At 69.4% G+C, this 12492-nt stretch carries 13 protein-coding genes; 1 reads left to right on the plus strand and 12 read right to left on the minus strand.

Translation table 11 applies throughout. The features are described from left to right. Positions 1–133: 133 nt before the first annotated feature. The 10 genes from P3G67_RS12560 to P3G67_RS12600 form a co-directional block, all read right to left on the minus strand. Entirely contained in the window at positions 134–2104 is a 1971-nt protein-coding gene (locus P3G67_RS12560) for an APC family permease (protein WP_276093633.1), read from the minus strand. A 217-nt stretch (positions 2105–2321) separates the two neighbouring features. Next, positions 2322–2399: a 50S ribosomal protein bL37 gene (locus P3G67_RS36015; protein WP_391858249.1), complete on the minus strand. Its 78-nt coding sequence runs from the start codon at positions 2397–2399 to the stop codon at positions 2322–2324. A 17-nt stretch (positions 2400–2416) separates the two neighbouring features. Further along, positions 2417–3232 carry an SDR family NAD(P)-dependent oxidoreductase gene (locus tag P3G67_RS12565; protein WP_269856560.1) on the minus strand — a complete coding sequence of 272 codons (816 nt, stop codon included), beginning with the start codon at positions 3230–3232 and terminating at the stop codon, positions 2417–2419. Positions 3233–3647: 415 nt separating this feature from the next. Next, positions 3648–4289, minus strand: a complete 642-nt coding sequence (gene kdpC / locus P3G67_RS12570) for a potassium-transporting ATPase subunit KdpC (protein ID WP_276093523.1) — start codon at positions 4287–4289, stop codon at positions 3648–3650. Between the two features lie 6 nt (positions 4290–4295). After that, a complete protein-coding gene (gene kdpB, locus P3G67_RS12575; RefSeq protein ID WP_276093524.1) occupies positions 4296–6395 on the minus strand; it encodes a potassium-transporting ATPase subunit KdpB in 2100 nt (699 codons plus the stop codon). Positions 6396–6430: 35 nt separating this feature from the next. Then, a complete protein-coding gene (gene kdpA / locus P3G67_RS12580) occupies positions 6431–8092 on the minus strand; it encodes a potassium-transporting ATPase subunit KdpA (protein ID WP_276093525.1) in 1662 nt (553 codons plus the stop codon). 8 nt (positions 8093–8100) lie between these two features. Continuing rightward, positions 8101–8190, minus strand: a complete 90-nt coding sequence (gene kdpF / locus P3G67_RS12585) for a K(+)-transporting ATPase subunit F (RefSeq protein ID WP_269856564.1) — start codon at positions 8188–8190, stop codon at positions 8101–8103. Positions 8191–8535: 345 nt separating this feature from the next. Beyond that, on the minus strand, positions 8536–9306 hold the full coding sequence (locus tag P3G67_RS12590; RefSeq protein WP_276093526.1) for a DUF3710 domain-containing protein: 771 nt from the start codon (positions 9304–9306) through the stop codon (positions 8536–8538). A gap of 2 nt (positions 9307–9308) precedes the next feature. Next, the gene (gene dut, locus P3G67_RS12595; RefSeq protein ID WP_269856566.1) at positions 9309–9851 is read right to left on the minus strand and encodes a dUTP diphosphatase; all 543 of its coding nucleotides are present in this window, start codon (positions 9849–9851) and stop codon (positions 9309–9311) included. Further along, complete coding sequence (locus P3G67_RS12600) at positions 9848–10453, minus strand: PaaI family thioesterase (protein ID WP_276093527.1); 606 nt, start codon at positions 10451–10453, stop codon at positions 9848–9850. The genes dut and P3G67_RS12600 overlap by 4 nt, the downstream gene beginning before the upstream one ends. A 151-nt stretch (positions 10454–10604) precedes the next feature. Between P3G67_RS12600 and P3G67_RS12605 the strand changes: the two genes are divergently transcribed. Next, entirely contained in the window at positions 10605–11051 is a 447-nt protein-coding gene (locus P3G67_RS12605; RefSeq protein WP_269856568.1) for a DUF3093 domain-containing protein, read from the plus strand. On the opposite strand, the gene P3G67_RS12610 is transcribed toward P3G67_RS12605, so the two are convergent. Both P3G67_RS12610 and P3G67_RS12615 read right to left on the minus strand, forming a co-directional pair. Beyond that, on the minus strand, positions 11038–11805 hold the full coding sequence (locus P3G67_RS12610) for a hypothetical protein (protein WP_276093528.1): 768 nt from the start codon (positions 11803–11805) through the stop codon (positions 11038–11040). The genes P3G67_RS12605 and P3G67_RS12610 overlap by 14 nt on opposite strands. A 14-nt stretch (positions 11806–11819) precedes the next feature. Next, positions 11820–12119, minus strand: a complete 300-nt coding sequence (locus P3G67_RS12615) for a DUF4193 domain-containing protein (protein WP_255930806.1) — start codon at positions 12117–12119, stop codon at positions 11820–11822. Positions 12120–12492 lie beyond the last annotated feature (373 nt).

Genomic DNA, 12492 nt, shown 5'->3' on the forward strand with positions numbered 1-12492 from the left:
TCGTATGGGGTGAGCTGATCTGGCACACATGACCTTACGGCGGGGCTTCACGGCATAACGGACAGGTGGGGGCGCCCGGCGAGGTATTGACACGATTCTGACGACACCCTGTCGTCCGGCCGCCCCCTGCCGCTCAGACGCTGGTCAGCGGCTCCTCCACGCCCTGGTCACCAGCGGCGGCGCGGCCGAACCGCTCCTCCCGGCGCTGGGCCGAGTCCAGCAGGTACGGCACGCTGATCACCATCACGCCGGAGGTGAACAGCAGCCGGGCCTTGAGCCGCAGCGCGCTCTGGTTGTGCAGGATCTGCTCCCACCAACGGCCCAGCACGTACTCCGGGATCAGCACGGTGACCACGTCGCGCGGGCTCTCCCGGCGCAGTCCGCGCACGTACTCCAGCACCGGTCGGGATATCTCCCGGTAGGGGGAGTCCAGCACCTTCAGCGGTACGCCCATCTCGTGCGCCGCCCACTTGTCGTTCAGCTTCTCCGCCGCCGCCGGGTCGACGGCCACGGTGACCGCCTCCAGGGTGTCCGGGCGCATCGACTGGGCGTAGCCCACCGCCCGCAGCGTGGGCGCGTGGATGGTGGAGACCAGCACCACGGCGTGGTTCCGGGACGGCCGCTCGGGGCGGGCGTCGGGCGTCACCTTCAGTTCCTCGGCGACCCGCTGGTAGTGCCTGCGCACCGCCTTCATGGCCAGGAACAGGGCGGGCATGGCGATGCAGACGATCCAGGCGCCGTGCGCGAACTTGGTGATCAGCACGATCACCAGGACCAGCGCGGTGAGCGCGGCGCCCAGCGCGTTGATCGCCTGGGACCTGCGGATCCGCAGCCGGCCCGAGGCGTCGGTGGTGTCGGTGAGCTTGCGTCCCCAGTGCCGCACCATGCCCGCCTGGGACAGGGTGAAGGAGACGAAGACACCGATGATGTAGAGCTGGATGATCTCGCTGAGGTCGGCGTCGAAGGCCACGATCAGGCCCGCGGCGGCCAGCGCCAGCAGCACCACGCCGTTGGAGAAGACCAGCCGGTCACCGCGGTTGTGCAACTGCCGTGGCAGGTAGCGGTCCTGGGCCAGGATCGAGGCGAGCATCGGGAAGCCGTTGAACGCGGTGTTCGCGGCCAGGATCAGCACCGCGGCGGTGGCTGCCTGGACGAAGTAGAACAGCACGGTGACGTTACCGAAGGCGGCCCGGGCGATCTGGGCCAGCGCGGTGGGCGTCGAAGTGCCGGCGGGCAGGCCGAGTTGGGTCGGGTCGTCGGCGACGTGCACCTGGAAGACCATCGCCAGGATGGTGATGCCGACGAACATGGTGATCGCCAGCGCGCCCATGACGGCCAGCGTCATGGCGGCGTTGCGGCTCTTGGGCTTCTTGAACGCCGGGACGCCGTTGCTGATCGCCTCGACACCGGTCAGCGCGGTGCAGCCGGAGGCGAAGGCCCGAAGTCCCAGCAGCAGCAGGCCGATTCCGGCGTAGGTGCCGGTGGCGTGGATGGACAGGTGCGCGGACTCGGCGCGGATGGTGTGGCCCATGAGCATGCGGGCCGCGGCGAACGCGAACATCACGTAGATGCTGATCACGAACGCGTAGGTGGGTATCGCGAAGGCACGCCCCGACTCCCGCACACCGCGCAGGTTCATCACGGTGAGCAGGGCCACGAAGGCCAGCGAGAGCAGCACCGCGTGCTTGCTCAAGCCCGGGAAGGCGGAGGTGATGGCGGCGACACCGGCCACCACCGAGACCGCGACGGTCAGCACGTAGTCGACCATCAGCGCGCTGGCGGCGGTCAACGCCGCTGTCGGGCCGAGGTTCTCCGCGCTGACGACGTAGGCGCCGCCTCCGCCTGGGTACGCGTAGCAGGTCTGCCGGTACGAGGCGACGACCACGACCAGTAGCAGGACGATCGCGGCACCTACCCACCAGGCGAGGTGGAGCAGGGCGGCGCCGCCGAGCGCCAGCACCATCAGGATCTCCTCGGTGGCATACGCGACGGAGGAGAGCGGGTCGCTGCAGAAGACCGGAAGGGCCAGTCGCTTCGCCAGAAGCGTCTCTCCCATCTGCGTGGTACGCAGCGGGCGGCCCAGCAGGAACTGCTTGGGGAGCATTGTCACGGCCAGCGATCCTAAGCATGGATTCGGCCGCGTAGTCCCTCGAATGGGGGATGGGCGCGTTAGGGATGCGTAAAGTTTTGGCCGGTATGCGTATTCGTTGCGTCAAACCTCTTGTGAGCGAAGTCTCATCGGCGTAGTCAGTGCGACACGACGAAGGCCCCGGATCCACCGTGGTGTGGACGGATCCGGGGCCTTGTCCTGGCCTGACCGGTCAGCGCTGACCGGCCTTCTTGCCGTGGTTGGCGCCCTTCTTCTTACGGGCCTTCTTCTTGCGGGCTCGCTTGGACATGAGCGGTGCGTCCCCCTTCAGGCGTGCGAGCCGACCAGCTGGTCGGCGAGCTTGTTCAGGCGCTTGACGGTGCGCTCCTCGGTGGCCGCCGGAGCGGGCTCGGTGCGCTCGGCGCGGTCGTAGTAGGCGCCGTTGACGATCTCGGTGCCGGGGTCGCACAGCCGCACCACGTGCGCCGCGCCCTCGGCCGCGGGGGCTCCCTCGTGCCCGTACAGCGGCAGCAGCGCGGTCTCGCAGTTGCCCGGGTGCACGCTGACCGCCTGGACCGCAGAGTCGGCGGCGAAGACGGTGAGCGCCAGCTGCGACTGCGCGTAGGCGGCGAGCCGGGAGTAGCGGCGGGCCCGGTTGGGGTCACTCCAGGCGATCGACGCGGTGCGGTGCAGCGACGACGAGACGTTGACCACCCGGCCGCTCGGCGACGCGTTGAGCGGACCCTCGAGCTGCCGGGTGAGCAGGTACGCGGCGAGGAAGTTGACCTGGAAGGCGATCTCGTTGCCGTCGTCGGTGATGGTGTGCCGCTCGGGAGCGGCCACCGCCGCGTTGTTCACCAGTACGTCGAGCCGCGGGTGGCTGTCACGGATCCTGCGGGCCATCGCCTCCACCTCCTCGAGGCGGGTGAAGTCGGCGACGGCCGGGCAGAGCCGGGACGGGTCGGCGCCCGCCGCGACCAGCCGCTCGACGGCCTCGCTGGCGGACTCGGCGGTGGGGGCGTGCACGATGACGGTGCAGCCCTGTGCTGCGAGCAGCCGCGCGGTCTCCCAGCCGATCCCGGAGGTCGCTCCGGTGACCAGGGCCGTACGGCCGGTGGACGGCGTGCTTGCGGTTTGGGACATGGTCCGATCCATGGGCAGGGCACACCGCCGCGGCGCGCGGATCCGCGCGCCGCGGGGCATGCGTACGGGAGAGCACCGCCGCGGTACGGGCGGCGGTCACAAAAGGGGAGGACGACGCCTCAGTGCGTCTCGACGGCGCGTCAGTGCGTCACGGGGAAGCGGAGCGCGACCGACGCAGGCCCGGTACTCGGGGGTCGGTCATCATGGCGCGTTCCGCTGTTCACAGCGTCCATCCAACCGTTGCGCGCGGTCTCGCACAAGAAGCGCCACATGTCCCATACGCGCTGATGACGGGCCACTGACGCCCCGTTGACGCACCCGTCTTCGCCAAACGCCCGTTCGGCACGCGAAAAAGGCGAACCACCCGGCGGCCGAAGGGAGTTCGGCGCACCGGGTGGTCCGGGTGGGCGGGTGGTCAGCCCGCGAGCTGCTGGAGGGCGATGTTCAGCTCCAGCACGTTGACCGTCGGGTTTCCGAGGAAGCCGAGCTGGCGTCCGTCGGTGTGGTCGGCGACCAGCTGGGCCACCTTCGCCGGGTCCAGGTGGCGGGCCTTGGCGACCCGGTCGACCTGGATCTTGGCGTACTCCGGCGAGATGTCCGGGTCAAGGCCCGAGCCGCTCGCGGTCACCGCGTCCACCGGTACGGCGGACGGCGAGACCCCGTTGAACTCGGCGACCTGCTTGCGCCGGTCGTTGACCGTCTGGACCAGCTGCGGGTTGGTCGGGCCGAGGTTGGACGCACCGGAGGCGGTGGTGTCGTAGCCGTCGGTACCGGCCGCCGAGGGCCGCGGCTGGAACCACTTGGGGTCCGGCTGCGCGGTCTCCTTGGGGTCGTTGGGGTTCTTCTTCGGCAGGTTGAAGTTCTGGCCCAGCAGGCTGGAGCCGACCACCTTGCCGTCGACCTTCACCTGGGAGCCGTTGGCCTTGTTGTTGAACGCGGCCTGGCCGACGCCCCACACGGCGAGCGGGTAGATCACACCGGTCACCACGGTCAGTACGAGCAGCGCGCGCAGCGCGGCCCACGCCAGCCGGGCACTGTTACGGAAGGAGTTGTTCATGGCGGGTCACCCGATCCCGGGGATCAGAGTAATGAGCATGTCGATGATCTTGATGCCGATGAACGGGGCGATCAGGCCGCCGACACCGTAGATGGCGAGGTTGCGCCGCAGCATCTTGTCGGCGCTCATCGGCCGGTACCGGACACCGCGCAGGGCGAGCGGCACCAGGGCGACGATGATCAGCGCGTTGAAGATGATCGCCGACAGGATCGCCGACTGCGGGCTGTGCAGCGCCATGACGTTGAGCTTGTTCAGGCCCGGGTACGCGACCGCGAACATGGCCGGGATGATGGCGAAGTACTTCGCCACGTCGTTGGCGATGGAGAAGGTCGTCAACGCGCCCCGGGTGATGAGGAGTTGCTTGCCGATCTCGACGATCTCGATCAGCTTGGTGGGGTTGGAGTCCAGGTCCACCATGTTCCCGGCCTCCTTGGCGGCCGAGGTACCGGTGTTCATGGCCACACCGACGTCCGCCTGGGCCAGCGCCGGAGCGTCGTTGGTGCCGTCACCGGTCATCGCGACCAGCTTGCCGCCCGCCTGCTCCCGCTTGATCAGCGCCATCTTGTCCTCGGGAGTCGCCTCCGCGAGGAAGTCGTCGACCCCCGCCTCCTCGGCGATCGCGGCGGCGGTCAGCGGGTTGTCGCCGGTGATCATGACGGTCTTGATGCCCATCCGGCGCAGTTCGTCGAACCGCTCGCGCATGCCGTGCTTGACGACGTCCTTGAGGTGGATGACGCCCAGCACCCGGGCTCCGTCGGTGTCCTCGACGGCGACCAGCAGCGGAGTACCACCGGCCTGGGAGATGGTGTCGGTGAGCGACTGGGCGTCCTCGGCGACCGTGCCGCCGCGCTCCTGGACCCAGGCGATCACCGAACCGGTCGCGCCCTTGCGGACCTTGCGGCCGTCCACGTCCACACCCGACATCCGGGTCTGGGCGGTGAACGGAATCCACTCGGCGTCCACCAGCTCGCCCTCGTGGCGCTCGCGCAGGCCGAACTTCTCCTTGGCGAGCACCACGATCGAGCGGCCCTCGGGCGTCTCGTCGGCGAGCGACGAGAGCTGGGCGGCGTCCGCCACCTCGGCGGCGGTGGTGCCGCGCACGGGTACGAACTCGGAGGCCTGACGGTTGCCGTAGGTGATGGTGCCGGTCTTGTCCAGCAGCAGCGTGGAGACGTCACCGGCGGCCTCGACCGCCCTACCGGACATCGCCAGCACGTTTCGCTGCACCAGCCGGTCCATACCCGCGATGCCGATCGCGGACAGCAGCGCGCCGATGGTGGTCGGGATCAGGCAGACCAGCAGCGCGACCAGCACGATCATCGACTGCTCGGCCTTCGCGTAGATCGCGAACGGCTGGAGGGTGACGACCGCCAGCAGGAAGACGATGGTCAGCGAGGCCAGCAGGATGTTGAGCGCGATCTCGTTCGGCGTCTTCTGCCGCGCCGCGCCCTCGACCAGGCTGATCATGCGGTCGATGAAGGTCTCGCCCGGCTTCGTCGTGATCTTGATGACGATCCGGTCGGACAGCACCTTGGTGCCGCCGGTGACCGCGCAGCGGTCGCCACCCGACTCGCGGATGACCGGGGCCGACTCACCGGTGATCGCCGACTCGTCGACGCTCGCCACACCCTCGACCACGTCACCGTCGCCGGGGATGATGTCGCCCGCCTCGCAGACCACCAGGTCGCCGACGCGCAGTTCGGTGCCGGGGACGCTCTCCTCGGCATCGCCGTCAAGACGGCGCGCGACGGTGTCGGTCTTGGCCTTGCGCAGGGTGTCGGCCTGCGCCTTGCCGCGGCCCTCGGCGACCGCCTCCGCCAGGTTGGCGAAGATCACCGTCAGCCACAGCCAGGCGGCGATCGCCCAGCCGAACCAGTCGCCGGGGTGGACGATGGACAGGACCGTGGTGAGCACGGAGCCGATCTCGACCACGAACATGACGGGCGACTTGACCATCACCCTCGGGTCGAGCTTGCGCATCGCGTCCGGCAGCGACTTCAGCAGCGCCTTCGGCTCGAACGCACCGGCCCCTACCCGGCCCCCCTCGGGCTGGGCGTTCGCAGGGACTTCCGCTTCCGGAGCCCGTACGGGAGTTTCAGTGGACATGGGTTCCTCGACAGAAGTCTTTATGTCGCCGGTGGTCATGACAGCCCCTCAGCGATCGGGCCCAGCGCCAGCGCGGGGAAGTACGTCAGACCGGTGACGATCAGCACGGTGCCCACCAACAGCCCGGCGAACAGCGGCTTTTCGGTGCGCAGGGTGCCCGCGGTCTCCGGGACCGGCCGCTGCTCGGCGAGCGAGCCGGCCAGCGCCAGCACGAACACCATCGGCAGGAAGCGACCCAGCAGGACCGCGAGACCGGTCGTGGTGTTGAACCAGTCGGTGTTGGCGTTCAGACCCGCGAAGGCCGAACCGTTGTTGTTGGCCGCGGAGGTGTACGCGTAGAGCACCTCGGAGAAGCCGTGCGGGCCGGGGTTGGCCGCCGAGTGGATCGGGGTCGGCAGGGCCATCGCCAGCGCGGTGAAGATCAGCGCCACCGCGGGGGTGATCAGGATGTAGCACGCGGCGAACTTGATCTCGCGGCCGCCGATCTTCTTGCCCAGGTACTCGGGGGTGCGCCCGACCATCAGACCGGCGATGAACACCGCGATGATCGCCATGATCAGCATGCCGTAGAGGCCGGAACCGGTACCGCCGGGCGCGAGTTCGCCGAGCATCATGGCGAGCAGGTCGAGGCCGCCGCCGAAGGCGGTGAACGACGAGTGGAAGGAGTCCACCGCGCCGGTCGAGGTGAGCGTCGTGCTGACCGAGAAGAGCGCGGACGCTCCGACGCCGAACCGCTGCTCCTTGCCCTCCATCGCGCCGTGCGCGGCCTGGAGCGCGGCGCCCGGGTGGGCGAACTCGGTCCAGCTCATCAGGACGACGAAGCCAAGCCAGATGATGAACATCGCGGCGAGGATCGCGTAGCCCTGCTTCACGTTGCCGACCAGCTTGCCGAAGGTGCGGGTGAGCGCGAACGGGATGACGAGGATCAGGAAGATCTCGAAGAGGTTGGTGAAGGCGTTCGGGTTCTCGAACGGGTGGGCCGAGTTGGCGTTGAAGAAGCCACCGCCGTTGGTGCCCAGTTCCTTGATCGCCTCCTGCGAGGCGACCCCGCCGACCGGCATGCCCTGCGAACCACCGGTCAGGGTGGTCAGGTTGTGCCAGGTGCCGAAGTCCTGGATGGCGCCGCAGGCGACCAGCACGACCGCGGCGACGAAGGAGAGCGGCAGCAGGATGCGGACGGTGGTGCGCACCAGGTCCGACCAGAAGTTGCCGAGCTCACCGGTGCGCGACCGGGCGAAGCCGCGGACCAGCGCGATGGCCACCGCGATGCCGACGGCGGCGGAGACGAAGTTCTGCACCGCCAGGCCACCGGTCTGCACGACGTGACCCATCGTGGTCTCGCCGGAGTACGACTGCCAGTTGGTGTTGGTGACGAAGGAGGCGGCGGTGTTGAACGCCTGCTGCGGTGTGACGGCGGCGAAGCCGAGCGAGCCGGGCAGGTGGTTCTGGATCCGCTGCAGCAGGTAGAGGAACAGGACGCTGATCAGCGAGAAGGCGAGGACGCCGCGCAGATAGGCGGGCCAGCGCATCTCGGTGTCGGGGTTGGCGCCAATGGAGCGGTAGATCAAGCGCTCCACGCGCAGGTGCTTCTTCGAGCTGTAGACCCCGGCCATGTAGTCGCCGAGGGGCACATACACCAGGGCGAGCGCCACGACCAGCGCGGAGACCTGGAGCACGTCTGCGAGTATCGGGCTCATGTGGGCGCTCAGAACCTCTCCGGGTAGATGAGGGCGAGGACCAGGTAACCCAGCAGGGCGACGGCCACGACGAGGCCGGTGATGTTCTCGGCGCTCACAGCTTCGCAACCCCCTTGGCGACCAGAGCCACCAGCGCGAAGACCGCGAGAGTGGTGAGGACGAAGGCCAAGTCGGCCATCGCGTGCTCCTATTTCGGGATCGGATTTCGGACAACGTCGAGTGAAACCGCCGATCCCCCGAACGCGAGCCGCGTTGACGCCTCCCTTACGCCCTTTGTCGCGCCCTTGACGCCTTCCATACGCACAAGAAAAACCGGTGGCCCGGACCTGTTTTCACAGGTCCGGGCCACCGGTTTCCTACGTATTGAAGGCGTTATCCCATCGCGTCCAAAACGCGATCCGCCGCGCGTGGGCAGGCACCGCGGCGCGGGCGGTCGACCGCTGTCAGCGGACCTCGGTGATCTCCGGTCCGCGGCGCATCGGGTCGATGCCGTCGGAGAACTTGCCCGGCGCGCCCTGGTCCTGGAGACCCTCCGGCATCATCTGGGCGTCGTCGGGGAGTTTGAGGACGACGGGGTCGCGCGGAGCCATCGGCGAGTCGCCGCGGTTGACCACGGTGTCCCGGAAGATCTGCTCCAGCACACCGGCGGCCTGCGGATGCACCGCGCCCTGACCGGAGATCACTCCGCGCAGGAACCAGCGCGGCCCGTCGCAGCCGACGAAGCGCACCAGCTGCACACCGTTGGTGCCGTCCGGCAACTGCACCGGGACCTGCGCGCGCAGCTCCCAGCCGAGCGGGCCCTCGACCTCGTCGATGACACCGCCCTGCTGGGTGATCCCGGAAGCGATCTCATCGCGTACCTCGCCCCAGATCCCCTCGGACTTGGGCGCGGCGAACGCCTGTAGCTGGATGGCGCTGTCCTGGAGCACGACGGTCGCCGCGACGATCGCGTCGCCCGCCACCTCCACCCGCAGCTCCATGCCGTCCACCCCGGGCACGAACAGCCCGCCGAGGTCGACCCGGCCCTGGCCGGGGTTGCTGACCTCACTGATGTCCCACGGTCCGTCCGGACGCGGGGCTGGCGGCAGGTTGAAGCGCCGGGACTCCTCCGGCTCCTCTGACGCGTCGGCGTCCTGTGTCGTCTCGTCCGGGCCCGCCTCTTCGGCGAGCCCGTCGAGGGCGTCTTCGCGCTCCTTGCGGCGACGACGGAACACGGTCACTGTCCTTCCCGGTCTGCGGCGACCGAAGCGTAGCCCTTACCGATCGTAGAACCCGTCGTACGAGCCGCCGGGCCCGCCACCGCGGCATGCCCCCCAGTGGAGCCGAAGCCCCCCGCGGCCCTCGCAGAGCCGGGCAGCTCCGCGACCTCGTGGAAGCGGACCTTCTCGACCTGCTGGACGACCAGCTGGGCGATCCGGTCGAACCGCTCGAACCGTACGCTCTCGCGCGGGTCCAGGTTGACCACAATCACCTTGATCTCCCCACGGTACCCGGCATCCACCGTCCCGGGCGTATTCACCATGGAGACACCACACCGAGCGGCAAGCCCCGAACGCGGGTGGACGAACGCGGCGTACCCGTCGGGCAGCGCGATGGCGATGCCGGTCGGCAGCACCATGCGCTCGCCGGGGGCGAGTTCGGCGGCCTCGGTGGTCACCAGGTCGACGCCCGCGTCGCCGGGGTGGCCGTAGGACGGGATGGGAACCTCGGGGTCGACGCGGCGGATCAGCACGTCCACCGGTTCGCGGGCGGCACTCACGGGTTCACCTCGAAGGCGCGGGCGACCTTGACCTGGTCGGGGTCGGCGAGGGCGGCCTTGATCTCCTGGGGGCGGCCGTTCTTGGTGAAGTGTTCGAGCTTCACCTCGACGAAGACGGCGTCGGCGCGCACCGCCACCGGCCCGTCCGGGCCGCCTATCCGGCCGACGGCGGAACCGTAGATCTTGCGCCCCGCGACGCCGGTGCAGCGCGCCTGGAGGTGGAGGGTGGCGCCGACCGGGACCGGACGCAGGAAGTCGGTCTCCAGCCGGCCGGTGACCGCGATGACCCGCAGCAGCCAGTTCAGCGAGCCCAGCGTCTCGTCCAGCGCCAGCGTCAGCACGCCGCCGTGGGCGAGGCCGGGGGCGCCCTGGTGGGCGGGGCGCACGGTGAACTCGGCGGTGACGGTGACGCCCTCGCCGGCCCGTGCCTGAAGGTGCAGCCCGTGCGGCTGGTCCTCGCCGCAGCCGAAGCACTGGTCGTAGTGCGCCCCCAGCAGCGTGCCCGGCTCGGGGGCCTCGGGGTGCCGGACCGGTGGGGTCGCCCCGGGCGGTGGCGTCAGCGCGGCGCCAACGCCGCTGTCGGATCCTGTAGCTGCACTCACGGCCCGAACCCTACCCTCCTACGGGTGCGGAATCCGTACGGTGCGCACAGGGGATCGAATCGCCCGGCACGTACCGGAAGCGGAGCCTTCCGGTACGTGGGGGCGTGGAGCGGTCGAACGCGTTCATAGTCACGCATGTCAAGCTGTTGCCATGCAGCCTTACGACGAACGCCTCACCGTGCCGCGCTCCTGGTGGTTCCTCGCCGTGGTGGGTGGAATCGGCTGTGCGCTGATAGCTCTGCCGTTCGGGACGCTGCCGCTGCTCGGTGTCTTCGTCGGGGCGACGGCGCTGTTCCTGGCCCTGGTGAGTTCCTACGGTTCGGCTCGGATCCGGGTGGTCGCCGGGTCGCTGGTGGCCGGGGAGGCGAAGATCCCGGTGGAGGCGCTGGGCGAGGCGCTGGCACTGGACGCCGAGGAGGCACGGGCATGGCGCACGTACAAGGCGGACATGCGGGCCTTCATGCTGCTGCGCAGCTATGTGCCGACCGCGTTGAAGGTCGAGGTCACCGATCCGCAGGACCCGACCCCGTACCTGTATCTGTCGACCCGCTCGCCGGAGCGGCTGGCCGCGGCACTGGAGGCGGTCAGGGCGCGCTAGGCGCGTCCAGGTCTCCCCAGGGCATCTGGCGCCGGCGCAGGTCGGCGCGGACCCGCTGGGCGAGCTTGCGGGTGTCGCGCCGGTTCAGTACGGCACCGACGGTCGCGCCGACCATCAAAGGCGTGAGCGTCGGCAGGTGGCGCGCGGTGCGCTTGACGAGCTGCTGGCGCAGCTCGCGCTTCATCTGGGCGCTGAGCGCGACGTCGACCGAGGACGGCTTGCTGACCTGGATGCCGCGCTGCTCGGTCCACGCGCCGAGGTAGGCGGCGGCGCGCTGCCGGACCGTACCGGTCGCGGGCACGCCGTAGACCTCGTGCAGCTCGGCGATGAGCTTGAACTCCACGGCCGCCACCGCGAGTGTCTCGGCGGCCAGCTCGGCGGTCATGGCGGGCGGCACCGGAAGCATCGCGGCGGCGCCGATGCCCGCACCGACGGTGGCGGTACCGGCGGTCGCCCCCGCGACCAGCCGGTCGGCGATCTCCTCCGGGCCGAGGCCGGGGAACTGCGCCCGCAGCGTGGCCAGGTCGCGGACCGGGATCCGTGGCGCGGCGTCGACCAGCCGCTCGGTGAGCACGGTGGCACCGGCCCGCGCGCCGCTGCCCACCCGACGCACGAGCGAGACTCCCCGCCGGACGCCCACCGCCGCCCGGTCGGGCCGCGCCGCGCGCCGCTGGTCAGCGGAGCCTCGCTCGCCGTCGTCTGCCGCCGGAGCGCCGACCTTGCCCTTCTTCCGGAACGGTACGGGGCCCGCCACGGCTACCCCGGCCGTCAGGCCGCGCAGTCGCGGCAGATCGGCTGGCCGTTCTTCTCCTCGGCCAGCTGGCTGCGGTGGTGCACCAGGAAGCAGCTCATGCAGGTGAACTCGTCCGCCTGGCGGGGCAGCACCCGCACCGAGAGCTCCTCGTTGGAGAGGTCAGCGCCGGGCAGTTCGAGTCCCTCGGCCTGCTCGAACTCGTCGATGTCCACGGTGGACGTCGACTTGTCGTTCCGCCGGGCCTTCAGTTCCTCGATGCTGTCTTCGTTGACGTCGTCATCGGTCTTGCGTGGCGTGTCGTAATCGGTTGCCATGGCGCTCTCCCCCTCTGGGTGTTTGCGGTATCTCCAGCGCACGTAACGCGCGAGGGGCCGGTCTTGTGCCCGACCCGAGGCGGAGATTTTGCCTCACATCAAGGCCTGTTACTCAATCGACACCCAACCGCACCCCCGAAGAGGTGATCGGGTGGGCTGCCTATCAGGACCGAACACGGTCCGAATGTCGCACTTCACTCACGCCGTCACGTGTACTTCCCGTGATCATGACCTGCGGAAACATGGATTTTTCGGCTTTTTGCGCAAGTGAACTGATCACTCAGAGTATGCATGGCCGAAATCGCATGTGCGATCGGTCACAGGGGGCCAAACGGTCGGACAGATCAGAAAATTCCGCGCGAAGCGAACGCGT

Origin of the sequence: Streptomyces silvisoli (genome assembly GCF_029269905.1) — a bacterium.
GTDB lineage: Bacteria > Actinomycetota > Actinomycetes > Streptomycetales > Streptomycetaceae > Streptantibioticus_A > Streptantibioticus_A silvisoli_A.

Coding starts and splice junctions, on each gene's coding strand:
- P3G67_RS12560 (WP_276093633.1), bottom strand. CDS start 2,104: ATGCTCCCCAAGCAGTTCCTGCTGGGCCGCCCGCTGCGTACCACGCAG.
- P3G67_RS36015 (WP_391858249.1), bottom strand. CDS start 2,399: ATGTCCAAGCGAGCCCGCAAGAAGAAGGCCCGTAAGAAGAAGGGCGCC.
- P3G67_RS12565 (WP_269856560.1), bottom strand. CDS start 3,232: ATGTCCCAAACCGCAAGCACGCCGTCCACCGGCCGTACGGCCCTGGTC.
- kdpC (WP_276093523.1), bottom strand. CDS start 4,289: ATGAACAACTCCTTCCGTAACAGTGCCCGGCTGGCGTGGGCCGCGCTG.
- kdpB (WP_276093524.1), bottom strand. CDS start 6,395: ATGTCCACTGAAACTCCCGTACGGGCTCCGGAAGCGGAAGTCCCTGCG.
- kdpA (WP_276093525.1), bottom strand. CDS start 8,092: ATGAGCCCGATACTCGCAGACGTGCTCCAGGTCTCCGCGCTGGTCGTG.
- P3G67_RS12605 (WP_269856568.1), top strand. CDS start 10,605: ATGCAGCCTTACGACGAACGCCTCACCGTGCCGCGCTCCTGGTGGTTC.
- P3G67_RS12615 (WP_255930806.1), bottom strand. CDS start 12,119: ATGGCAACCGATTACGACACGCCACGCAAGACCGATGACGACGTCAAC.